Below are 24,101 nucleotides of genomic sequence, written 5' to 3' on the forward strand. Positions count from 1 at the left end.
GTCATGCCCTCCCGGCAGCAAGTAAAACGGCCTCTTGCGCCACATCGTCTGCAATCAGAAGACGCTGGTCGCGGGCAACCCAGATGGTCACGTCCAGGGCTTCGCCGGACGCTTTTTCGGATTTGAGATCGACGGTGCGATCCAGTTGAAGGCCGGTTTTTTTCAGCCACTCATCCATGAGCTGATGTGAAAAGCCGAGCCTGACATGCGCATGTTCGTTGCGCAGGTATTCGAAGGAATGAGGCGCGAGATCAATCACGATCAGCCGCCCGCCGGGCCGAAGCATGCGCGATGCCTCTGCAAGGGCGATTTCCGGCTGATCGAGGAAATGCAGGACCTGATGAATGACGATCAGATCGAAGTCCTGCCCTTCCAGCGGCAGATTGAGGATATCGCCATGTCGAACAGAGGCATTGACGACACCCGCCTTGTCGAGATTGGCACGCGCCACCGACAGCATGTCACGACTGGCGTCGACGCCAATCGCCCGGCGATAGACACCGCTCAGAAGCTGCAGGATGCGTCCAGTGCCTGTTCCCAGATCGAGCAGGGAATCGATGGGCGTGGTACCGACCAGCTTCACCAGAGCGCCTTCCACAGCCTCGTCACTGACGTGCAGGCGGCGCAGCTCATCCCATGCGGATGCGTTGCGACTGAAATAATCCTGCGCGCGTTCGGCACGCACCCGCTTCACGGCCGCCAGACGTTCGCTGTCCCGCTGCAGAACCGCGTCCGATATCGACGCCGCTGCAAGAAGCTGGCGGATAAGACCAGCCGAAGGACCATCCTGCATCAGACGAAAATAGGCCCAGGCACCTTCCTGATAGCGCTCGATCAGACCTTCTTCCGCCAGAAGTTTGAGATGTCTGGAAATACGGGGCTGCGACTGACCGAGAATTTCAGTAAGATCGGTCACGGTGAGGTCGCCAGCCGACAGAAGCGCGAGCAGGCGAAAGCGCGTCGGCTCCCCTACCGCCTTCAAGATATCCACCAGATTGTCCAGCCCGAAGTCCAAATCCATCACCGCGCCTAATCAAGACATAAAGATATCTTTATGTGATTTAAAGCGAGTGTGCAATAGGAATTACAGGGGGGGGGGCAATGAATATAGTCAGGAAATCGATGGTATCATAAAACAAAGGGCAACCACAGGGTTGCCCTTTTTAGTTCGTGCCGAAGGTGCCTATTCGAAGCGCACCGTTGCCGCAATCAACGCGTCAAGCGCTTGTAAGCCTGGCTGCCGGGGTTCAGAGCGTCCGGACCAAGGCGACGGATCTTGTCTTCCTCGTAATCCTCGAAGTTACCTTCGAACCATTCGACATGACCATCGCCTTCGAAGGCGAGGATATGCGTCGCCAGACGGTCGAGGAACATGCGGTCGTGCGAGATGATGATCGCGCAGCCGGCAAAGGCTTCCAGAGCGCTTTCCAGCGCGCCGAGCGTTTCGGTGTCGAGGTCGTTGGTCGGTTCGTCGAGAAGCAGAACGTTGCCACCGGCCTTCAGCATCTTGGCAAGGTGAACGCGGTTACGCTGACCACCCGAAAGGTTGCCGACCTTCTGCTGCTGATCGCCACCCTTGAAGTTGAAGGCGCCGCAATAAGCGCGGGAGTTCATGTCGAACTTGCCCAGCTTGATGACTTCGGCACCACCGGAAATTTCTTCCCACACGGTCTTTTCGGCGTCGAGAGCATCACGGCTCTGGTCGACGTAGCCGAGATGAACCGTATCACCGATGCGGATCGAACCGGCATCCGGCTTCTCCTGGCCGGTGATCATCTTGAACAGCGTCGATTTACCAGCACCGTTCGGGCCGATGATGCCGACGATGCCGCCCGGTGGCAGCTTGATCGACAGATCGTTGATCAGCGTGCGTCCTTCAAATCCCTTGTTGATGCCTTCCAGCTCGATGACCACGTTGCCGAGGCGCTCGGATACGGGGATGATGATCTGGGCATCGCCGGGACGGATGTTCTCAGCTGCATCGACCAGCTGTTCGTAGGCCTTGATACGGGCCTTCGACTTGGCCTGACGGGCCTTCGGGCTGGATGCGATCCATTCCTGCTCACGCGACAGCGCCTTCTGGCGACCGGCTTCTTCGCGGGCTTCCTGCTGCATGCGCTTGGCCTTCGCCGTAAGGTAGGCGGAGTAGTTGCCTTCGTACGGGATGCCGCGGCCACGGTCGAGCTCGAGAATCCAGCCCGTGACGTTGTCAAGGAAGTAGCGATCGTGGGTGATCATCATCACGGCGCCGGGGTAATCGCGCAGGTGCTTTTCGAGCCAGGCGATGGTTTCCGCGTCAAGATGGTTGGTCGGTTCGTCGAGCAGCAGCAGGTCCGGCTGCGACAGAAGCAGACGGCAGAGCGCAATACGACGCCGCTCACCACCCGAAAGAACGGTAACATCCGAATCCTTCGGCGGGCAGCGCAGGGCTTCCATCGCCATTTCGACCTGCTGCTCCAGATCCCACAGGTTCTGGCTGTCGATGATGTCCTGAAGCTTCGCGCCCTCATCCGCCGTTTCGTCGGAATAGTTCATCATCAGTTCGTTGTAACGGTCGAGAACGGCCTTCTTGTCGGCAACGCCTTCCATGACGTTTTCGAAAGCGGTCTTGGTCGGGTCGAGATGCGGCTCCTGCTCGAGGTAGCCGACGGTCGCGCCTTCGGCGAGCCAGGCTTCACCGGTGAATTCCTTGTCCTGACCGGCGATGATGCGCAGAACGGTCGACTTACCGGCACCGTTAGGACCGAGAATACCGATCTTGGCATCGGGGTAGAAGGACAGGTTGACGTTTTCGAGAATCTTCTTCGCACCGTAGGACTTGTTCAGTCCCGACATGTGATAGATGAACTGACGTGCCATTGTAGCGAATGCTCCAGGTCGGATTTTAAGTTCGGAATGGGAAATTTGCCGCTATGTAGGGTAAATGGGGTTCCGGGGCAACCTCTGGCACGATTATGACCCCATGATTATGACAATACGCCAGCATGAACGGGGCCAAAGATGGACGAGATGGAATTCAGCCGCATCCAGAGGCTCGACGCCCCCTCCGGCGCATCCATCGCCTTTCGCCATCAGCCATCGGCGCTGCCTGAACCCTGCGGCGTTCTAATGATCTGCCACGGCCTCGTCGAACATGCCGGCCGCTATCGCCGATTTGCAGAGGTCATGTCGAAACAAGGCTTCGAAGTCTACGCGCATGACCATCGCGGCCACGGACAGACGAAAGCGGCAGATGCCCCGCTTGGCCGTTTCGCCTGGAAGGATGGCGCCAGCAAAGTGGTCGATGACGTGATGGCGGTGCGCCGGATGGTCGGCGAAAGACATCCCGGTCTTCCGGTGATCCTGTTCGGCCATTCGATGGGCGGTCTGGTCGCGCTCAACACAGCAGTCAGCCACCCCGATGCGTTCGACGGCGTGTCGATCTGGAACTCCAACCTCAACCCCGGCGTGATGGGCCGTGTCGCCCAGGTGGTGTTGCGGCTGGAAAAAATGCTGAAAGGCTCGGACGTGCCAAGCGCCATCCTGCCGAAAGCCACATTCCGCGCCTGGAATGCAAAGATGCCGGAGAAACGCACCCATGCCGACTGGCTGAGCCATGACAAGGCAGCCGTGGATGCCTATGTCGCAGATCCACTCTGCCAGTTCGAGGCAAGCGTTTCACTGTGGCAGGATGTTTTCGACCTATCTTATCGCGGCCCGAAACTCATCGAGCGCCTGCCGAAAAACCTGCCCCTGCTGCTTGTCAGCGGCGATCAGGACGCCGCCACAAACAACGGCCGGGAGATCGGCTGGCTGGCGGAACGCTTCAGGCAAGCAGGCTTCAGCCGTGTGGAGCACACCATCTACAAAGGTATGCGGCACGAAACGCTGAACGAGATCGGCTGGGAAGCCGTGGCGGCGGACTTTGCCGCGTGGTGCCGGAAAGTGATCGGTCACTGAGGGCACATGTGTGCAAACGGAATAGGATTATGACATAATATCAAATGCAATGTCGTCGTCGGCTGGCTATACATTGACCTGCGGTTACACAACCATGCGAATGAAAGTGTCGTATGCATGACCTCAGGTTTCGCTCCCAGAAAAACGATGAACACACCTAAAGCGACCCGAACGAACGTCCCCACCGGCATGCTGCTAATGTTCCTGGCGGTCATGGTTTCGCCGATTATCGACATTTTCGCCAAGCTCGCCATCACGACCATTCATACGACCGAAATCAGCGCTGCACGCTTCATCGTCCAGTCGCTGGCCATGCTACCGATCCTGCTCATGCGCCCCGGACTTCTGTCATTCTCGTGGAGCGGCACCGGCTTCCACATTATTCGCGGCGGCATTCTTGCACTGTCCATGGTCAGCTTCGTCGCGACGCTGGAATTCATGGAAGTGGCGGATGCGATCGCGATCTTCTTCGTGGAGCCGATCATTCTCACCATCATGAGCAGCGTCCTGCTCAAGGAAACGATTGGCTGGCGCAGATACACCGCCTGCGGCGTCGGCTTTTTCGGAGCAATCCTCGTCATTCAGCCGAGTTTCTCCGAAGTCGGCTATGTCGCGCTTCTGCCAGTCCTATCGGCTTTCTGCATCGCCATCTTCGCGATACTGACACGGGTTCGCTCCCGAACCGAAGATCCGTGGAGCATGCAGTTTCAGACGGGCATGTGGGGTTTTGTCTTTTGCGCCGTGCCGATGCTTTTCGCGGGCGCCCTGGGCGTACCCGGCCTCTCCTTTATCATGCCGGATGTGACAACCTCGCTTTATCTGCTCGGTGTCGGCATTTCAGCAAGCCTCTCCGGAATTCTGAGCGTTTACGCCTATCGCGCAGCACCCGCGTCGACACTCGCTCCGCTGCAATATCTCGAAATCGTCTCGGCGACGATCTTCGGCTGGCTGGTGTTCAATCATTTCCCGGATCCGCTGAAATGGCTCGGTATTGCCATTATCGTCGCCTCCGGCCTCTACATCATCTGGCGGGAGCGACGCTTTGCATCCAAACCCGTTTCGGATGTCGAGAACCAACCGCTAGCCCCCTGACTTTATGGCTGTTTACATGACCCGTCAGATCACCGAGAAACAACCACCCCTCTCCGGCATCCGGGTTATCGAACTGGCCCGTGTTCTCGCCGGTCCATGGGCGGGACAGATGCTGGCCGACATGGGGGCCGATGTCATCAAGGTCGAAAACCCCGAAGGCGGCGACGATACGCGTGCATGGGGGCCGCCCTTCGTGGAAAGCAGGGATGGAGAAAACCTCTCCGCGGCCTATTACCACGCCACCAACCGCGGCAAGCGCTCCATCGTCGCGGATCTGAAGACGGAAGAAGGCTGCGAACTGGTGCGCCGCCTGATCAGAACAGCCGATGTGGTGATCGAAAACTTCAAGCGCGGCGGCTTGGAAAAATACGGCCTCGATTACGAGAGCCTCAAAGCCAGCAATCCCCGGCTCATCTATTGCTCCATAACCGGCTTCGGCCAGACTGGCCCTTACGCGGATTTCGCCGGTTACGATTACATCGTTCAGGGCATGTCCGGTTTCATGTCGATCACCGGCGAACCCGACGGCCAGCCGATGAAGGCAGGCGTCGCGGTGGCCGATATCTTCACAGGCATCTATTCCGTCACCGCCATTCAGGCGGCCCTCATTCACGCCATGCGCACCGGCGAAGGCCAGCACATCGATATGGCGCTTCTCGATGTGCAGTCGGCGGTGCTGGCCAACCAGAACATGAACTACCTCATTTCCGGCAAGGCACCTGTAAGGCTTGGAAACGCACACCCGAATATCTCACCTTACGAGGTGGTTCCAACGGCAGACGGATTCCTCATCCTCGCGGTCGGCAATGACGGGCAATTCCGCCGCCTCTGCAAAATCCTCGGCATGGAATCCATTGCGGACGACGATCGTTATGCGACCAACAAGGCGCGTGTGGCCCACAAGGCGGATGTTCGCCGGATCGTTTCAACCGAAACGCTGAAGTGGATGAAACGCGACCTTCTGACCGCCTGCGAGACGAACGCCGTTCCGGCTGGCCCGATCAACTCCATCGAGGAAATGTTCGCCGACCGCCAAGTGCAGGCCAGAGGTCTGCGCGTCGATCTGGAAGCGGCAGACGGCACGGTCATCCCCGGCGTCCGCACACCGATCGTCATGTCGGAAACACCGCTGCATTACGACCGTCCAAGTCCGCGTCTGGGAGAGCACCAGCAGGACGTGCTGGCGGAGCTGGAGGAAATCGAAGGGAGGATTTCGGCACAATGAGGAAAACGGGTGGAGAACTGATCGTCGATGCGTTGAAGGCCAATGGCGTTTCGCGTGTCTCATGCATTCCGGGCGAGAGCTATCTGGCGGTACTCGACGCACTTTACGACAGCGGCATAGAAACCATCGTCTGCCGTCAGGAGGGCGGCGCTGCGATGATGGCCGATAGCTGGGGCCGACTGACCGGCCAACCGGGCATCTGCATGGTCACGCGCGGTCCGGGTGCCACGAACGCCTCGGCAGGTCTTCACATCGCCCGGCAGGATTCGATCCCGATGATCCTGTTCATCGGTCAGGTGCAACGCGATGCCCGTGAGCGCGAGGCTTTTCAGGAAGTGGAATACCGCCGCGCCTTCACCGAATTTGCCAAATGGGTGGGCGAGATTGATGATGCCCGCCGCATTCCCGAATTCGTCACCCGCGCTTTTGCAGTCGCGACCTCCGGCCGCCCCGGCCCGGTCGTGCTGACCTTGCCGGAAGATATGCTGGTGGAAGAGGTTGAGGCGCCGGAAGCCAAACCTTACATGCCGGTAGAAAATCACCCCGGCCGCAATCAGATCGCCAGATTTGCCGAACTGCTTGCCAGCGCCAAGCGCCCAATGGTTATCGTCGGCGGCACGCGCTGGACGGAAGAAAGCGTCACGAAATTCAAAGCTTTCGCCGAGAGATTTAAGCTGCCTGTCGGCTGCTCATTCCGTCGTCAGATGCTGTTCGACCACCTCAGCCCCTCTTACGCGGGCGATGTCGGCATCGGTATCAATCCCGCACTGTCGAAGGAAATCAAGGACGCCGATCTCATCGTGCTTCTCGGCAGCCGCCTGTCGGAAATGCCATCTTCCGGCTACACGATGCTGGATATCCCCTATCCCTCGCAGACGCTGGTGCACATCTTTCCTGAAGCGGAGGAGCTTGGCCGTATCTACCGCCCGGATCTCGCCATCTGCGCCTCCACCAGCGATTTCGTCGACGCACTGGAAACGCTTGAAGCGCCCACCAGCCCCGTCTGGGCGGACCGCACCGCCGCCATGCATGACGCCTATCTGAAATGGTCGACGCCACCGAAAACCGGCCCTGGCCCGGTACAGATGGGTCCGATCATGGAGTGGATCGAAGCCAACGTGCCAGAAGACGCGATTTTTACCAATGGCGCTGGCAACTACGCCACGTGGCTGCACCGCTTTCATCGCTTCCGCCGCTTCAACACGCAATCGGCGCCGACCTCCGGCTCGATGGGGTATGGCCTGCCTGCCGCCGTCGCCGCAAAACATCTGTTTCCGCAACGCGAAGTCGTCTGCTTCGCCGGTGACGGTTGTTTCATGATGCACGGTCAGGAGTTCATCACCGCCGTCCGATACGGTCTGCCGATCATTACCGTTCTGGTGAACAACGGAACCTATGGCACCATCCGCATGCATCAGGAGCGGGAATATCCCGGCCGTGTCAGCGGTACCGATCTCGTCAATCCGGATTTCGTCGCCTTCGCGAAAGCCTATGGCGGCCATGGCGAACTTGTCAAAGAGACTGAGGAATTTGGCCAGGCCTATGAACGTGCCCGGGCTAGCGGCAAGCCGGCGATCATCGAGGTCAGACTGGATGCAGAGGCAATCACGCCTGCCCGGACGCTGACGCAGATTCGTGAGCGGACCTGATATCAGGCATGGACAAGCCTCCGGCATGATGTAAATCCTGACTTGATTGAAAAACTCAGGAAAACGGCATGCCGGACGCTACCCTCCCAGTCATCACGCCCCGCGGCGCGAAAATCGAACCCTCCGCAGGAGCGCCCTTCGAGGCGGTACGTGTAGCCCGCGACGTGCTGCACACCTCGCGCACCGCCGGTCTTGCCACAATCGATCCTGAAAGCAGCTATCCCTACAACACCGCGACAAACGTTGCGCTTGAGCCGGATGGCACGCCGTTCTTTTTCGCGGCCCGCCTGGCGCTGCATGCCCGCAACATCGAGGCGGACCCGCGCATTTCTCTAGTTCTCGCGCCCTTCAACAAGGGCGATGCGCTGACGCTGCCACGACTGACGCTGGTGGGCGAAGCAGTGCTGATCGATGACACGGAGGTCCCGCTGGCCAAGGCGCGCTATGTCGCCCGCTATCCGAAAGCCAAGCTCTATCTTTCCCTTCCCGACACGCAGCTTTACCGCATGAAGACAGAAGGGGTGCAGATCAATGGCGGCCCTGCCCGCAACGCCTCCAACATCACACCTGCCGATCTGCGGACAGACTTTTCCGGCGCGGAAGAGCTCATGGCGGCATCGGAAAACGAAGCCGCTCGCCTCAACGCCATCAGGGGAGAGGCATCCCGGCTCGCCGTTCTGGCAGGCAAGAAATCAGCGGCATGGAAAATTACCGCAATCGATCCTGACGGCATCAACCTCGCCTCCGCCAACGATCTTGCGCGGCTGTGGTTCGAAGAACGCGTAACAGATATGAATCAGCTTGCGAAGGCCTTGCAACAGCCTTCGAAGTAAAGCGCCCAACAGATTCAAAACAAACAAAAAGGCCGGTCGGCATATCACCGACCGGCCTTCTTTTTCAGCCCGTCAAAGCGCTCAGAGAGCAGCCGTGACGATGAACTCGACCTTGTATTCCGGCGTAGCAAGAGCTGCTTCGCTGGTGGCACGCGCCGGCGGGTTTGCCGGGTCGATCCAGCCTTCCCAGACAGCGTTCATTTCGCCGAAGGTGGACATGTCGGAGAGGTAGATGATCGTCTGGAGGATCTTCGACTTGTCCGAACCAGCCAGGGCCAGCAGACGATCGACTTCAGCGAGAGCGGACTTGCTCTGCTCGGTGACGGATACACCCTCGCCGACCTGACCGGCCAGATAAACGGTGTTGCCGTGAACAACGGCACCGCTCATACGCTTGCCCGGCTCGATACGCTTGATGGTCATGATAGGAACTCCTGTAGATTGGCTTGGTAAAATCGAATGCTTCGCGAGCGATCAGCCGCGCAGATGGTGGGTCTTTTCGTAGATCGCCGTCGAACGTGCGCCTGAACGGCAGTAGCCGAGCATCGGACGCTGCAGTTCATCGAGCGCATCCACCATGCCGGCAACCGCATCGGCATCCACGCCGAAACGGCCGACCGGCACGTGTACGATGGTGATGCCGAGCTGTTCTGCGCGTTCGGCAATATCGGCAAACAACGGCTGGCCTTCCTCTTCGCCGTCCGGACGATGGCAGACGATGGACTTGAAGCCCTGCGCCTTGATCTCGTCGAGATCGGCAACGCTGATCTGACCGCTCACAGAATATTCGTCGTCGATACGTCTGATATCCATCTTCATATCCTCCGATAACGCGACAATCTCGCATCCGGGTGCCGCGCAGTCCTGAATTCTGCATCCGATTTAAGGGGTTAAAACCGGTGCGTCAATGATACGCCGTTCCAATTCGGAAGCTGTTCAGAGAATAGAAAAGCGCAAGCCGTAGCTAAGGCTCTCACCGGGTTTCAGCACCTGAAACTCGCCCGCTTTTTCCAGTTCCGCCCGCCCGACCCAACGGTGTGAAACCGGCTCGATGCCAAGCACATTCGCCGGAGCCTTCTGGTTGCGCCACATCTGCAGGTAGGGCAGCGTGTCCGTGCGGAACGCGACCTTGAGAGAGCGTCCACCGATGGCGGCAATCGGCCCAAGCGTCAGCTCCGCCCAGTCCGTGTCGTTTTGTCTGGCGTCTACGCAAAAGACGCTGCCCGGCTCGGCACCGAAACGCCAGCCATGACCGCCATTGTCGAGCATGGCGCCCTCCACCCGCACGCCGTCATCGAACAGACGCGCACCGATGTTCATGTGGTACATATGAAAGACGGGGCGGGCGTCATCGCTGGTGTTCGTCACACGATCCGCAAGGCTCACCTCGCCGCTTGCCCCATCGATCCGCCATACCCTCTCCAGCAATGCGGTTCCACCATCGGCAAGCGTCACGGGAACCTCAGCCCGCACAAGCGCATTTGCCTCTGTGACCTCTGAAGCCACAATCTTAGCGGGATGAGAGGAGAAGGAGCCATGCAGCGGATATTTCCGGCCAGCCGCATCCCCCTCGATACGTTCGGGATGGCGAATGTGGTCAGGGCCGCAGGTGAAGAGAAAGCCTTCCAGCGAGTGGTCGATACGCGGATCGCCATCGTCGGGAATGGCACGGCCGGGTGCGATATCGATGTCTCCGACGAAAAGCGAGCCGATATCCAGCACGGAGGTTTCGTCGAGGAAAACACGCGGAGAACGACCCACCTGAAACTCGCGCATAACAACCTCCTCCGTGGCAATAAAATCGCAGCGATCACGCAAACGCTATCAATCGCTGGTAAAATTAAGATTGCATTAACCGCGAATTCACCTTTTTCACAATAGGGTCAAGATTGCGGTGTGTTTGTCGGTGAGCAAAACAAGGATAGCAGAATCGTGAAACAGTTTCTTAACGCAGCTATGAGCCTGACGATTGCAGCGGCCGCAGTTCTTGCACCGCTACAGGCCGGTGCGCAGCAGCGTTATGGCTATCAGGAACAGCCGGTTCTCGTCACACCGGATGGCCGCGTTCTCGACTTCGTGCCCGACCGCAACGATATCGTCATCAGCCGCGACGCCATGGGCCGCACCGTTCTTTATGACCGCTACGGCAACCTGCTGGCGACCGAAATGCCATCGGGTTACGGACAGCGGCGTCAGGCGCAGCGCGACGCAGACTATTATCCTCCGGCACCCGGCGGCCAGTATCGTGAGCAGCAACGCGACTACGGTTATCGAGACAATGGCAGCATGCGCGATTACAGAGAATATCGCGGCGACGGTAGCGACGACGATTTTTACACCGGCTCCGTTCCAGGACCAGGCTCGGTGGAAAGCGCCCCTCTGAACCAGCCGATGCCGGGCGAATCCACAACTGCCGCAGTCCCCCAGCCGGATCGCCTGATCGAGCGCCACACCCCTGTCACCGCGCCGGTCAACCGCTCCCGTCAGGAGATCGTGGCGCTTCAGGCCTTCCTCGACCGCGAAGGCATCTCGCCGGGCGTCATCGACGGCAAGATGGGCGATAACGTCAACAAGGCCATCGCCGCTTGGCAGGACATGACCGGCGAGAAGCTCGACCCGAACAATTCCGACGACATTCTTGAGCGGCTGCGGTCCTCCGGCGGCATGCCGATTGTCGACTACACGATCACCGCAGCCGATGCGGCCGGTCCCTACGTCGCTTCCATTCCGGACGATTATGCAGCGAAATCGCAGCTTCCCGCCATGTCCTTCACCTCGACGACGGAGGCGCTGGCGGAACGCTTCCATATGGATGAGAACTATCTGAAGGAACTGAACCCCGGCATCGATTTCACGGTCCCAGGCACGATCATCAAGGTCGTGAATCCCGGCGAGACGAAAAAGGGCCAGGTTGCGCGTATCGTGGCGCACAAGGGCATCAAGCAGGTCTTCGCTTATGGGCAGGACGGCAATCTGATCGCCGCCTACCCGGCCACCATCGGCTCCTCGGATACGCCATCGCCGAGCGGCACGCATACGGTGGAACGCGTAGCCCTGAACCCAGGTTATACGTATAATCCGAAGATCAATTTCCAGCAGGGCCAGAACACCCAGATCCTGCAGATTCCGCCAGGTCCGAACGGCCCGGTCGGCACGGTCTGGATTGCCCTGTCGAAGCCCACCTACGGCATCCATGGAACACCGGAACCTTCCAAGATCGGCAAGACCAACAGTCACGGCTGTATCCGCCTGACCAACTGGGACGCCACGGAACTGGCAAAGATGGTCCGCCCAGGCGTCGTGGTGGAATTCGCGGAGTAAGATCATCCGACGGACGAACAAAAAGCCCCGAAGCATACGCTGCCGGGGCTTTTTTTAATGGGATGCAATGTTATCCGCGTTTCTCGGTCAGGAAATATACGAGAGCAGCAGCGGGCATCGCAAAACCGACCCACGAGGCCAAAGACCACTCCCCGACGGAATACGCCCAGCCGCCAACCGCCGAACCGATGGCGCCCCCCATGAAGAAGGTAGCCATGTAAATGCCATTCAACCGGCTGCGGAATTCGGCACCAAGGGTAAAGATGGCGCGCTGCCCCAGAACGAGGTTGGTGGTAACGCCGAAGTCCAGCACGATCGCGGCCGCCACGAGGATCGCCAGCGCAAGATGCGAGCCTTCCGGCGCAAGGTGCGTCACGACGAAGGAAAGCCCCACCATCACCATGGCCGCAAACGTCGCCGGATATGTCCAGCCGCGATCCGCCATGCGCCCGGCAATCGGCGCTGCCACGGCACCCGCCGCACCCGCAAGGGCAAAAAGCGCAATCTCGCCCTGGCTCAGGTTGAAATGCGGGCCGCTGAGATAGAGCGGCGTCGTTGTCCAGAAGAGGCTGAAGGCGCCAAACATGAAGGCGTGATAAATAGCGCGACGTTGCAGCAACGGCGTATTGGCGGCAAGCTTGCCCATCGATGCCATCAGCGCACCATACCCCAGCCTGGCTTCCGGCATGCGAACGGGCAGCAGGCGGAAGAGCACGACCGCGAGGATTGCCATCACCACAGCCGACGCCAGATAAACGCCTCGCCAGGAAACGAATTCCGACAGGAGGCTGGATACGGGGCGCGCCAGCATGATGCCGACCATCAGGCCGCTCATCACGTTACCGACGACACGTCCACGAATGGCGTGCGGTGCCATATGCGCGGCATAAGGCACGATGACCTGAACCGCGACGGAACTGACGCCGATCAGGAACGCAGCAAACAGAAACTGGCTGGCATGCGGCGCGAGAGCGGCGGCCACTAGCGACAGCACCGCCATCGACACGGCAATGACAACCAGCTTGCGGTTTTCAACCAGGTCGCCAAGCGGCACGACAAACAAAAGGCCCACGCCATAACCGATCTGCGTCAAAGTCACGATCAGGCCGGTGGCAGCGGAAGAAAAACCAAGCTCTGCGCCAATGATGCCAGCCAGGGGCTGACCGTAATAGAGATTTGCCGCGATCAGGCCACAGGCAGCGGCCAGCAGAAACGTCAATGCCGGGGAGATGGATGCCATGTTCGCATCACCCTGCCCGTCAAACGCCCGCCCTTCAATTGTATCTGTCGTCATCATCTTCTCCAGATTCGGAAATATTCATTTCCTAATTAAGCATGTCGGACAAAACTGTTGACCGTTTTGCGTACCGACATGCGATCACTAAAAACTGAGGCGAAAGAGCGTGCCCAGAGGGTCGCAGTGCGCTTCAGCCGTAAAAATCAGATGGCAAGCCGCATGGCGAGATCCACGACGGCTGTCATTTCCTCAAGCGTGCGGCCGGTTTTTCCGACCACCCTCATCCCGTACATCATGCATAACAGCGACCGGGCCAGATCGTCGGGATCGATATCGGCGTTGATCGAGCCATCCTGCTGGCCTTCGCGTACGATGCGCGCAACGATCCGCTCCCTTGCCTGCACGGCCCTGTTGACCACCGCCGCCATATCCTCATCGAGCGCGGCAAGATCGGCGACCGCCCCAACCACGAGACATCCTTCGAAACCGGATGCACCATGCGAGCGGGACGCATAAAACATCAGCGCGGCACGAAGCCGTTCACGGCCATTGCCGAGCCCGGCAAGAGCCTCTTCAAAACGCGCCGTCTGAACAGTTCTGTAACGGTCCATGGCAGCGATGAAGACCGCCTTCTTGTCCTTGAAGGCTTTATAGATGCTGCCTTGCGCCAGTTCCATCGCCTCGGAAAGATCACCGATGGACGTGGCATGATAACCGCGCTCGGAAAACACCCGGATCGCTCCATCGAGCGCGGGTTCGATTTCGAACTCGCGCGGACGGCCGCGCTGGCGGTTGTCATGGCTGGATATCTCAGTCTTGGTGCTCATGATCGACATATAGAAAACGATCATTTCCAAATCAAGCAAAAAAATCGGGCCGCCTCCGAAAAGACAGCCCGGATGCCTTCAGGCAGCCTTGCGCATGAAGATACGGTGCGGCTGCGCGCCGGAGCGCATCATTCGCCCCGGCAGTAAACGAAGCACTTCCGTGGCGAAAGCGCGGGCGTTTTCCTGCGCCTTGTCGACATTGCTGACTTTGTTTTTATCAAGACAGTGCAGCGTGCCGCCGTAATCGAAAAGGTCGCGATAGGCCGCACGTTCCGCGATCGGCGTATTCAGAACCGAAACGTTCCTTTCCGCCAGCAGCATCTTCACGAGCAGCAGGGAACGGGTGGTGACCATGGCATTCACACGGGTCAGGACGACGGAATGGGAGATGGCCTTGCCCATCTTGCGGTTCAGGAAATCGATATGTTCAAGCACTTCGGCGGCACCGCGCGCATCCATGGCGCAGCCCTGGACGGGGATAAGCACATGGTCGGAAATGCCGAGCGCCATGGTGAGAAGCGGATTTTTCGTTCCCGGCAGATCGATGATGAAACAGTCCGTGCTGGTCCTGTTTTCACGGATATGCCCCTCCAGCGACGCCATGGTGACGTGCGAGATGACGGAGAGATTGTCGATCTGACCCGAGAGTTCGAACCAGCGCGAAATCCACAATTGCGGATCGGCGTCGAGAACGGTGACGCGGTGGCCGGAGCGGGCAAGCTCCGTAGCAAGCAGCAGCACAGCGGTCGTTTTTCCAGCCCCGCCCTTGGTATTGGCAAATGTAATGACGGACATGACGTCTCCGATAACTCGGAGCCGGATCATGCTCCCATGCGCACCGGGCAAATCATGGTGCTTTCCATAACGTTAACGATCACGGTTAACAAAAGGCTAAGATCGTTTCGCAGCATAACAAAAAACCCGCGAAGACATCGCGGGTTTTCCATAAGTGGAAGCAATTCGGACTACGCCACGCATCCGGCATGACGGACGAGAGCGGCCAACCTCGCAGTTTCCGAGCTGTTCTCAAAAGCAGTCTTCGAACAGTTTTTTCGTATTTTCCAGTGTCATCTCGACGGGATTTCCGCCGCAGCTTGGATCCTTGATCGCCTCTGCCGCAAGTTCGTCGATCCGGTCCGGCTTGATGCCCATTGCCGTCAGATTTTCCGGCACACCCAGTTCCTTGCGAAGCTCCAGCACGTAGTTGTAGAAGCCGTCGAAACCGCCCGAAATGCCAAGATATGCGGCAGCGCGGGCGATCTTGTCTTCGATGGCCGGACGATTGAAGCGCAGCACCGCAGGCATCACCACCGCATTGGTCATGCCGTGATGGGTATTGTAGACGGCGCCGATCGGATGTGACAGCGAATGGATCGCGCCAAGTCCCTTCTGGAACGCCACGGCTCCCATGGCGGCGGCAGCCATCATGTTCGTCCGCGCCTCGATATCCGTTCCCTCATGATAGGCACGGGGAAGGAATTCCTTGACCAGCCGCAGACCTTCCAGCGCGATGCCCTGGCTCATGGGGTGGAAAAAGGGCGAGGAGTAAGCTTCAAGGCAATGCGCGAAGGCGTCCATGCCGGTGCCAGCCGTAATCGCCTTGGGCATGCCAACCGTCAGTTCGGGATCGCAGATCACCACGCCCGGGAGGAACTTCGGATGGAAGATGATCTTCTTCACATGCGTCCGCGAATTGGTGATGACGCTGGCGCGACCGACCTCTGATCCGGTGCCGGCAGTGGTCGGAACCGCGACGATGGGCGCGATGCCCTCGGCATTGGCGCGGGTCCACCAGTCGCCAATATCCTCGAAATCCCAGACCGGCCGCGTCTGCCCGGCCATGAACGCAACAGCTTTGCCAAGATCGAGGCCGGAGCCGCCGCCGAAGGCGACCACACCATCATGCCCGCCATCCTTGAAAGCCTTGACGCCCGCTTCGAGATTGATCTCGTTCGGGTTCGGGTCCACATCGGCAAAGATCGCGCGACCAAGGCCCGCTTCATCGAGAATATCCAGCGCGTGCCCTGTGATCGCCATATTGGCAAGGCCGCGATCCGTTATCAGAAGCGGCCTTTTGATACCGAGCGTCTTGCAGGCGTCCGCCAGTTCCTTGATGCGGCCGCGTCCAAGCTTGACGGCGGTGGGATAGCTCCAGTTGGCGACGATATTCATTTCGTGACTTTCTTCAGATGATAGGATTTCGGACGGGTCAGGTTCTGGAAACCGAGGACGGAAAGCGAGCCGCCACGACCGGTTTCCTTGACGCCGGTCCAGCAGAGCGCAGGGTCGAGGTAGTCCGCGCGGTTCATGAACACGGTGCCAGTTTCGATCTCACGGCCAATGCGCCCTGCCCGCGCCGCATCCTGCGTCCACAGCGAGGCGGTCAGGCCGTATTTGCTGTCGTTCATCAGCGCGATGGCTTCCTCGTCGTTTTTCACCTTCATGATGCCGACGGCTGGTCCGAAGGTTTCCTCCGTCATGAACTCCATGGAATGATCGACATTGACGAGAACCTGCGGTGCGACATAGGCACTCTCGCCGTCATCCGCCGGGAAAAGCTTCGGATCGACCAGCGCCTTGGCACCTTTCGAAACTGCGTCGGCGATCTGCGCACGAACGACCTTGGCGAAACGCTTGTTGGCCATAGGCCCGAGCGTCGTTTCCTCAACCAGCGGATTGCCAAGCTTGTAATTCGAAACCCATGCAACCGACTTCTCAACAAAGGCGTCGTAGAGATTTTCGTTGACGTAGATGCGTTCTATACCGCAGCAGCACTGCCCGGAATTATAGGTTGCGCCATCCATCAGCGTGTCGACGGCGGCGTCCAGATCGGCATCCTCCATCACGTAGCCGGGATCCTTGCCGCCAAGCTCCAGACCAAGCCCGGTGAAGGTTCCGGCGGCAGCCCGCTCGATGGCGCGACCGCCCTCGACCGAGCCGGTGAAGTTGACGAAGTTGAACAGCCCTTCCGAAATCAGCGCCGAGGTCGTCGCATGGTCGAGGAAAACGTTGATGAACACATCGTCCGGCACGCCCGCCTCGACAAAGGCGCGCACCATGCGCTCGCCAACCAGCAGCGTCTGCGCCGCATGTTTGATGACAACCGTGTTGCCTGCCATAAGTGCAGGCGCAACCGTATTGATCGCCGTCATGTACGGATAGTTCCAGGGCGCGATGACGAAGACCACACCATGCGCCTCGCGCTCGATACGGCGTTCGAAATTGCCGCTTTCCTCGATCACGAGCGGAGCCAGCGCATCCGCCGCAATGGAGGCGACATAATTCGAGCGCTCGTTGAAGCCTTTGAACTCGCCGCCGTAACGCACGGGGCGGCCCATCATATGCGCCAGTTCAGGCACCACCTCGCCCACCATCTCGTTCAGACGCGCAACGCCTTTCAGCACGAGTTGAACGCGGTCCTCAAGCGGGCGTTTTGCCCAATCCTTCTGCGCCTTGCGCGCCTTGGCTACGGCGGCACGCGCCGCCTCCAGCGGCATCGCCTCGCGTTCGGCGTAAACCGAACCGTCGATCGGCGAAATATTCTGGATCATGGTCATAATGCTTCTTTCCGTAATTGTTATGCCCGTTCAAAACCGCGGGCGACTTCCCAGTCGGTCACGCGGCGGTCGTATTCCGCCTGTTCCCATCTTGCGGCATGCACGTAATGATCGACCACATCGTCGCCAAATGCGCCCCGCAGCATATTGGAGCCATTGAGGTGATCCGTGGCGTCGCGCAATGTCTTGGGGATTTCGCGAATCTCTTTGCCGCCATAGGCATCGCCGACAAAAGCGGGCTCAAGTTCCAGCTTATTTTCGATGCCGTCAATGCCTGCCGCGAGCAATGCCGCCATGGCGAGATATGGATTGAGGTCGGAGCCGCCGACACGGCACTCAACACGGATAGCCTTCGTGTCTGCGCCGCAAAGGCGGTATCCCGCCGTGCGGTTGTCCATACTCCAGATGGCCTTTGTCGGCGCGAAGGTTCCAGCCATGAACCGCTTATAGGAGTTGATGTAAGGCGCCAGGAAATAGGTGATTTCGCTCGCATGCGCCAGAAGCCCGGCAACATAGTGCCGCATCGTCTGCGACATGCCGTGCTCTGCGTCCTTGTCGAAAAACGCCGAGGTTGTTCCGTCAGCGCTCCACAGCGACTGGTGAATATGGGACGAGCTTCCCGCCGCACTGTAATTCCATTTGGCAAGGAACGTCACGGCCTTACCCTTGGACCAGGCGATTTCCTTGGTGGCGTTCTTGATAATGGCATGCCGGTCAGCCATGGTCAGCGCGTCGGCATAACGAACATTGATTTCTTCCTGTCCGGGCGACGCCTCGCCCTTGGAGTTCTCAACGGGAATGCCCGCAGCTTGCAGCCCCTTGCGAAGCGCGCGCATGACATCTTCCTCCTTCGTCGTCTGGAAGATGTGGTAGTCCTCGTTGTAGCCGCTGGCGAGGTTCAGATCGCGGTATCCGCTGGCGCGGGCGGCATCGAATGTCTGGTCGAACAGGAAAAATTCCAGTTCGCTTGCCATATAGGCCTTCAGTCCCATAGCCTCCAGCCGCGCTACCTGCTTCTTGAGCATCGCACGAGGCGAATGCGGCACTTCGGCATGGGTGTGGTGATCCAGAACATCGCACAGCACCAGCGCGGTCCCCTCCAGCCACGGCACCTTGCGCAGCGTCGAAAGATCCGGCTTCATCGTATAGTCGCCGTAACCGCGTTCCCAACTCGATGCCTTGTAACCCGGAACCGTTTCCATCTCCATGTCGGTAGCCAGGAGATAGTTGCAGCTATGGGTTTCCTGAAACGCGCTTTCGACGAAAAACTCCGCCTGAAAACGCTTCCCCATCAAACGGCCCTGCATGTCCACGAGACATGCCAGAACAGTATCGATGCGCCCGTCGGCAACATCCAGTTTGAGGGCATCGAATGTGTAGCTCGCCATGTTTTGTGTCCGTTCCCTTTTAACGTCTGGCGGGCGGCCGTTTTCCGGCCGCCCCTGTTTTTATCGATGTCAGGCCTTTGCAGCCGCCGCGTCGAGCGCAGCCTGCTTGTGTTCCAGCGCGAATTCTTCCTCCGGCGACAGGATGAGGCGATGACGGCCGACCAATGCGAAATAGGCAATCGCAACGGCGAACCACAAGGCAACCCAGACGACGCCCTTGGTGAAGTTCGGATCCTGGATCTGATAGAGCAGGGTGATGACGGCGATGATGATGGTCAGCACCGCGCCCGGGATGCCGAGTGGAGAACGGAACGGCCGCTCGATGTTCGGCAGGTTACGGCGCAGCATGATGAACGAGATCGCCTGCATGATATAGGAGAACATCGCTCCGAACACGGCCATGTTGAGCAGCACGCTGCCAATGATGCTGCCGCCCTGCTCCGCTCCAAGCGCGAACCAGATGACCATCATGACGCTGAGGCCGACAATTGCGCCCGTCAGCATCGCGACATGCGGTGTCTTGAACTTGGAATGCGTGATGGAAAGCGCAGTCGGAAAGTAACCCGCACGGGAAAGCGAATAGATCTGGCGTCCCTGCGCATAGAGAATGGTATGGAAGCTGGCGATCAGACCCGTGAGCGCCACCAATCCCAGAATAACCACGCCGCCATCACCGTAAACAGCCTTGAAGCCGTCCAGCAGCGGCTCCAGCGACGAACCGAGATGGAACGCGCCAACGCCCGGAAGCGAAGGGTTGAGCAGAACGATCATGAAGGCGGAGATCATCAGCGTGATGATGCCCAGAATGATGCCCTTCGGCATATCGCGTTTCGGATCGACGGATTCTTCCGCCGCAAGCGGCAGCTGCTCGATGGCCAGGAAGAGCCAGACCGCAAAAGGCAGCGTGGCCAGAACACCGGAAAAGCCGAACGGGAAGAACGAGCCATTGCCTTCCGGCAGCTCGACCGCACTTCCGTCCGGTCCGACGCCGATATTCAGCGCCCAGCGCGAAAAATCCATGTTCGGAATGGCGCTGACCCAGAAGAACACCAGAACACCCAGCGAAATCAGTGTGATGACCAGCGTTACCTTGAAGGAAAGTTCGAGTCCGAAGACGTTCAGCGCAAGGAAGATGATGTAGAACAGCACCCACAGGAACGGTGAATAAGCCGGATCGAGTCCAAGGATCGAATTCACATAGGCCGTGATGAAGGTGACGATGACGGCAGGCGTCAGAACATATTCAACGTTCTCGCAAAGCCCCGTGATGAAACCGCCCCACGGTCCCATCGCCGTACGGGCGAACGAATAGGCGGCACCCGTATGCGGCAGCGCCGGGCTCATCTCCGCAATCGAGAATGTCAGCCCGAGATACATGATGGCGATGATGATGCCAGCGACAAGCATGCCGCCCCAGCCGCCGGTAGCAAAACCGAAGTTCCAGCCGGAAAAATGCCCCGAGATCACGGCGCCAACGCCCAGTGACCACAGGGACCATACGCCTGCGTAACGGGAAAGACCCCGCTTCTCAAAATAGGATGCGTCCGCCTTTTTATAGCTGACGCCTGCTGATGAACTGTCCATGCCCTTCTCTCCTGATCTCAAGAAAAAACAAGCCAGTCAGCCGCTATTGGCCGATTGTGCCCCAGTCTCCGGCGCAGCCGGCACGCATGCACGACAACACCTCACGCACTCGCTGTTCCCTGCCCGCATGGCGCCTTTTCGGCTTTTCTGTGCGGTCTTTCCGTTATGAAAAGGCTGGCCCCGGTGTTTTCACCATCGGCCAGCCAGTTGCTCCCTCACTCATCGCAAGATGAGAGCGCCTTCCCCATAAGCTCGTATAGAAAATCTGCCATGACCGACTGCGCGGCAGCGTCGGCGATCAGATCGTTGCGGATCTCGATCATGACATTCAAAAGACCGTCAGGCAGCGCATGCAGCCTCAATGTGTGGGTGACGCCATCCTGCGGTCCATAGGGCTCGTTTCGCCGGACCTCGAGCCGCGCACCCGCAGCCTGCTCGAGCATCGCATCCGCCAGACGGCTGTCCGTATCGTGCAGGATGCCCACTTCCACGTCACGAAACCGCCCGTGATAGACCGGCGTAAAGCTGTGAACTGTCACGATGATCGACTTGCGCCCGGCGGCCAGCCGCTCATTGATGAGGGCATCGATCCGTTCGTGAAACGGCACGTAGAGCGCCGAAGTCCGGGCAAATTTCTCCGCCTCCCCAAGATCGCGATTGCCGGGAATGTCGTAGATTTCACTTTTCGCAGGCATGGCCGAGGCCGATTCCGGCGGGCGGTTGCAATCATAGATCAGCCGCGAAAAGCGTTGGTAGACGAGCGTTGCATCAAGTTTCTGCGACAGCAGTCGCGAAACGGCAAGCGCGCCCGGATCCCATGCAATGTGGCTTGAAAGAATCTCAGGCGTCAGCCCCAGCGTTCCGAATTTTTCCGGGACGGTTGCAGACGCATGCTCGCACACCAGGAGTACATCGCTCCTTGCCGCTGCATTTTCCACGGCGACGGTTTCCCCTTCCGCCTCAGTGAAAAACCGTGAACGTACCGTCATGCACGCACCCCGTCCGAAAAGCCCGCTGCCCCATCAGCCCGAAAAGAATTCTTCACATTCCAGCGACTGTCAAATGGAATTTTGAAATTATCTTTTCATTTTTCCATTGACTCCACGGCGGGCACAGATGTTTATTTTTCCCAATTGCACCGGCGAAAAGACCGGAAGGGGAAAAGTTTGCGAAGCTCGACGGCAACCGTGTCGGACGTCATTCATGCGCATTATGAGACGCTGACCCGCTCGGAAAAGCGGCTGGCGGAAAGCCTTCTCGGCAATTATCCGGTATCTGGCCTGGGCAGCATCACGGCGATAGCGGAAAACGCGGGCGTGTCGACGCCAACCGTGGCCCGCATGGTGCAGAAACTCGGTTACAAGGGATATCCCGAATTTCAGGCGCATCTGCATCAGGAACTCGAAGCGACGATCTCCGGCCCCGTCGCCAAGCATGACCGCTGGGCGACGAACGCGCCGGGACTGCATATCCTCAACCGGTTTGCCGAAGCGATCACGAGCAACCTCCGCGACACGCTGAGCGATCTGGATACCGCCGACTTCGACAACGCCGCCACCCTTCTTTCGGACAGGAAGCGCAGCATCTATTTTGTCGGTGGGCGCATCACCGGCGCCATCGCCGAGTATTTCTTCACCCACATGCAGGTCATCCGCCCCAAAACCGCGCTGATGTCCTCCAACTCCAGTTCATGGCCGCAATATATGCTGAACATGAACGCTGGCGACGTGCTGGTGATGTTCGATATCCGTCGCTACGAACGGGACATGGTAACACTGGCGCAGGTCGCTGATGATAACAATGTGAGCATCTTGCTGTTCACCGATCAGTGGACATCGCCCGTTTCCCGCTTTGCCAAACACACCTTTCGCGTCAGAATAGAAGCTCCCTCGGCGTGGGACAGTTCGGTGGTGACACTGTTCGTCGTGGAAGCGCTGATCGAAGCTGTCCAGAACAACGGCTGGGAAGAAACCCGACAGCGCATGAATTCGCTGGAAGGATTGTTCGAACAGACCCGGCTCTTCAGAAAACCGGGGAAAGGGGAAACTTAAAAACCGGCGTCGTATTTGCGTATTATCGTCACAGAAGACGCAACACGAACTTATTATGTCGTTTCTCAAATATCACGGCGACAACAAGGCGCAATGATGGCAAGAAAACGGCCGGGACCATGACAGGGGCGGAAAACCGCTCTACGAAGTTGTCACATAACATTCATGCAACCCACGTATCAGCGTCCGCCGACGCATGAGACACGAAGAGGAGAACCAAAGTGATCTCACACAGCCGCCGACTGCTATCGCTCACCACAGCCATGGTCATCGCATCCACTGCGATCGCCGCTGCGGAACCGAGCGCCGAACTGATCGCAGCAGCCAAGAAAGAAGGCATGCTGACGACGATTGCCCTGCCCCACGACTGGTGCGGTTACGGCGATGTGATCGCCTCCTTCAAGGCAAAGTATCCTGAAATTCAGGTCAACGAACTGAACCCGGACGCAGGCTCTGCCGACGAAATCGAAGCGATCAAGGCCAACAAGGACAACAAGGGTCCGCAGGCTCCTGACGTGATCGACGTCGGCCTCGCATTCGGCCCGCAGGCCAAGAAGGAAGGTCTTCTCCAGCCTTACAAGGTTTCCACCTGGGACGAAATTCCCGAGAACGTGAAAGACGCCGAAGGCTACTGGTACGGCGACTATTACGGCGTGATGTCGCTTTTCGTGAACAAGGATCTCGTCAAGAACACGCCGAAGGACTGGGCCGACCTTCTGAAGCCGGAATACTCCGGTCAGGTTGCTCTGGCAGGTGATCCGCGCGCTTCCAACCAGGCGATCCTCGGTGTGCTCGCGGCTGGTCTGGCGACTGGCGCGAAAGGCGGCAAGGAAGCCGGTGAAGCTGGCCTGAAGTACTTCGCAGAGCTGAACAAGGCCGGGAACTTCCTGCCCGTCATCGGCAAGGCTGGTACACTGGCACAGGGTGCAACCCCTATCATCGTCGCATGGGACTACAACGCACTGTCATGGGCGAAGACGCTGGACGGCAACCCGCCGACCGAAGTCGTGGTTCCCGAGAAGGGCGTTCTGGCTGGCGTTTACGTTCAGGGTATCTCCGCTTACGCGCCGCACCCGAACGCTGCCAAGCTGTGGATGGAACACCTGTACTCCGACGACGGTCAGCTCGGCTGGCTGAAGGGCTTCTGCCACCCGATCCGCTTCAACGCCATGGCGAAGGCAAACAAGATTCCGAAGGATCTTCTGGATGCCCTGCCGCCCGCAGCAGCCTATGAAAAGGCGATCTTCCCGACGCTCGAAGACGTTGACGCCAACAAGGCTGCCGTCACCGGCGGCTGGGACAGCGTTGTCGGCGCGAATGTGAAGTAAACTGTTGAAAACACTCACCCCGGCTTTTCAAATGGCCGGGGTGCTTATTTGATGAAGACGTCTATGCATT

Annotated in this window: 21 protein-coding genes; 8 read left to right on the forward strand and 13 right to left on the reverse strand. The window is 58.8% G+C overall.

Annotated elements, in window-relative coordinates; all coding sequences use genetic code 11:
- Position 1 precedes the first annotated feature (1 nt).
- Both N7578_RS18810 and ettA read right to left on the reverse strand, forming a co-directional pair.
- A complete protein-coding gene (locus tag N7578_RS18810) occupies positions 2-1,015 on the reverse strand; it encodes a metalloregulator ArsR/SmtB family transcription factor (RefSeq protein WP_311112556.1) in 1,014 nt (337 codons plus the stop codon).
- 194 nt (positions 1,016-1,209) lie between these two features.
- A complete protein-coding gene (gene ettA, locus N7578_RS18815) occupies positions 1,210-2,859 on the reverse strand; it encodes an energy-dependent translational throttle protein EttA (protein WP_311111753.1) in 1,650 nt (549 codons plus the stop codon).
- A gap of 141 nt (positions 2,860-3,000) precedes the next feature.
- Between ettA and N7578_RS18820 the strand changes: the two genes are divergently transcribed.
- The 5 genes from N7578_RS18820 to N7578_RS18840 all read left to right on the forward strand — a co-directional run bounded on the left by N7578_RS18820 (position 3,001) and on the right by N7578_RS18840 (position 8,738).
- Positions 3,001-3,939, forward strand: coding sequence for an alpha/beta hydrolase (locus N7578_RS18820; protein ID WP_311111754.1), 939 nt, complete (start codon positions 3,001-3,003; stop codon positions 3,937-3,939).
- 147 nt (positions 3,940-4,086) lie between these two features.
- The gene (locus N7578_RS18825; RefSeq protein ID WP_311111755.1) at positions 4,087-5,031 is read left to right on the forward strand and encodes a DMT family transporter; all 945 of its coding nucleotides are present in this window, start codon (positions 4,087-4,089) and stop codon (positions 5,029-5,031) included.
- Between the two features lie 16 nt (positions 5,032-5,047).
- Positions 5,048-6,256, forward strand: coding sequence for a CaiB/BaiF CoA-transferase family protein (locus tag N7578_RS18830; RefSeq protein ID WP_311111756.1), 1,209 nt, complete (start codon positions 5,048-5,050; stop codon positions 6,254-6,256).
- Entirely contained in the window at positions 6,253-7,905 is a 1,653-nt protein-coding gene (locus N7578_RS18835) for a thiamine pyrophosphate-binding protein (RefSeq protein ID WP_311111757.1), read from the forward strand. Before N7578_RS18830 ends, N7578_RS18835 begins: the two co-directional genes overlap by 4 nt.
- A 68-nt stretch (positions 7,906-7,973) precedes the next feature.
- Positions 7,974-8,738, forward strand: coding sequence for a pyridoxamine 5'-phosphate oxidase family protein (locus tag N7578_RS18840; protein WP_311111758.1), 765 nt, complete (start codon positions 7,974-7,976; stop codon positions 8,736-8,738).
- A gap of 81 nt (positions 8,739-8,819) precedes the next feature.
- Here the strand turns inward: N7578_RS18840 and N7578_RS18845 are convergent, their stop codons facing one another.
- The 3 genes from N7578_RS18845 to N7578_RS18855 all read right to left on the reverse strand — a co-directional run bounded on the left by N7578_RS18845 (position 8,820) and on the right by N7578_RS18855 (position 10,514).
- Positions 8,820-9,161 (reverse strand): RidA family protein, encoded by a 342-nt coding sequence (locus N7578_RS18845; RefSeq protein ID WP_311111759.1) that lies wholly within the window; start codon positions 9,159-9,161, stop codon positions 8,820-8,822.
- Between the two features lie 51 nt (positions 9,162-9,212).
- Positions 9,213-9,551: a TIGR01244 family sulfur transferase gene (locus N7578_RS18850; protein WP_262523046.1), complete on the reverse strand. Its 339-nt coding sequence runs from the start codon at positions 9,549-9,551 to the stop codon at positions 9,213-9,215.
- A 123-nt stretch (positions 9,552-9,674) separates the two neighbouring features.
- Positions 9,675-10,514 carry an aldose 1-epimerase family protein gene (locus tag N7578_RS18855; protein WP_311111760.1) on the reverse strand — a complete coding sequence of 280 codons (840 nt, stop codon included), beginning with the start codon at positions 10,512-10,514 and terminating at the stop codon, positions 9,675-9,677.
- Positions 10,515-10,670: 156 nt separating this feature from the next.
- Between N7578_RS18855 and N7578_RS18860 the strand changes: the two genes are divergently transcribed.
- Positions 10,671-12,059: a L,D-transpeptidase gene (locus N7578_RS18860; RefSeq protein ID WP_311111761.1), complete on the forward strand. Its 1,389-nt coding sequence runs from the start codon at positions 10,671-10,673 to the stop codon at positions 12,057-12,059.
- A 70-nt stretch (positions 12,060-12,129) separates the two neighbouring features.
- Here the strand turns inward: N7578_RS18860 and N7578_RS18865 are convergent, their stop codons facing one another.
- The 8 genes from N7578_RS18865 to N7578_RS18900 all read right to left on the reverse strand — a co-directional run bounded on the left by N7578_RS18865 (position 12,130) and on the right by N7578_RS18900 (position 21,641).
- The gene (locus N7578_RS18865; RefSeq protein WP_422646716.1) at positions 12,130-13,356 is read right to left on the reverse strand and encodes an MFS transporter; all 1,227 of its coding nucleotides are present in this window, start codon (positions 13,354-13,356) and stop codon (positions 12,130-12,132) included.
- Positions 13,357-13,499: 143 nt separating this feature from the next.
- Positions 13,500-14,147, reverse strand: coding sequence for a TetR/AcrR family transcriptional regulator (locus N7578_RS18870; protein WP_311111763.1), 648 nt, complete (start codon positions 14,145-14,147; stop codon positions 13,500-13,502).
- A gap of 54 nt (positions 14,148-14,201) precedes the next feature.
- Positions 14,202-14,918: a ParA family protein gene (locus N7578_RS18875; protein ID WP_311111764.1), complete on the reverse strand. Its 717-nt coding sequence runs from the start codon at positions 14,916-14,918 to the stop codon at positions 14,202-14,204.
- 231 nt (positions 14,919-15,149) lie between these two features.
- Entirely contained in the window at positions 15,150-16,295 is a 1,146-nt protein-coding gene (locus N7578_RS18880) for an iron-containing alcohol dehydrogenase (protein ID WP_311111765.1), read from the reverse strand.
- Entirely contained in the window at positions 16,292-17,680 is a 1,389-nt protein-coding gene (locus N7578_RS18885) for an aldehyde dehydrogenase family protein (protein WP_311111766.1), read from the reverse strand. Before N7578_RS18885 ends, N7578_RS18880 begins: the two co-directional genes overlap by 4 nt.
- A 20-nt stretch (positions 17,681-17,700) precedes the next feature.
- Entirely contained in the window at positions 17,701-19,068 is a 1,368-nt protein-coding gene (locus N7578_RS18890; RefSeq protein ID WP_311111767.1) for a glutamine synthetase family protein, read from the reverse strand.
- 69 nt (positions 19,069-19,137) lie between these two features.
- Positions 19,138-20,652 carry an amino acid permease gene (locus N7578_RS18895; RefSeq protein ID WP_311111768.1) on the reverse strand — a complete coding sequence of 505 codons (1,515 nt, stop codon included), beginning with the start codon at positions 20,650-20,652 and terminating at the stop codon, positions 19,138-19,140.
- Positions 20,653-20,867: 215 nt separating this feature from the next.
- A complete protein-coding gene (locus tag N7578_RS18900) occupies positions 20,868-21,641 on the reverse strand; it encodes an N-formylglutamate amidohydrolase (RefSeq protein ID WP_311111769.1) in 774 nt (257 codons plus the stop codon).
- A gap of 177 nt (positions 21,642-21,818) precedes the next feature.
- Here N7578_RS18900 and N7578_RS18905 point away from each other — a divergent pair, with 177 nt between their 5' ends.
- Together N7578_RS18905 and N7578_RS18910 are read left to right on the forward strand one after the other, a co-directional pair.
- A complete protein-coding gene (locus N7578_RS18905; RefSeq protein ID WP_311111770.1) occupies positions 21,819-22,703 on the forward strand; it encodes a MurR/RpiR family transcriptional regulator in 885 nt (294 codons plus the stop codon).
- A gap of 221 nt (positions 22,704-22,924) precedes the next feature.
- Positions 22,925-24,031 (forward strand): ABC transporter substrate-binding protein, encoded by a 1,107-nt coding sequence (locus tag N7578_RS18910; RefSeq protein ID WP_311111771.1) that lies wholly within the window; start codon positions 22,925-22,927, stop codon positions 24,029-24,031.
- The last annotated feature ends 70 nt before the right edge of the window (positions 24,032-24,101 follow it).

Origin of the sequence: Agrobacterium tumefaciens, assembly GCF_031801495.1 — a bacterium.
GTDB classification, from domain to species: Bacteria; Pseudomonadota; Alphaproteobacteria; order Rhizobiales; family Rhizobiaceae; genus Agrobacterium; species Agrobacterium tumefaciens_K.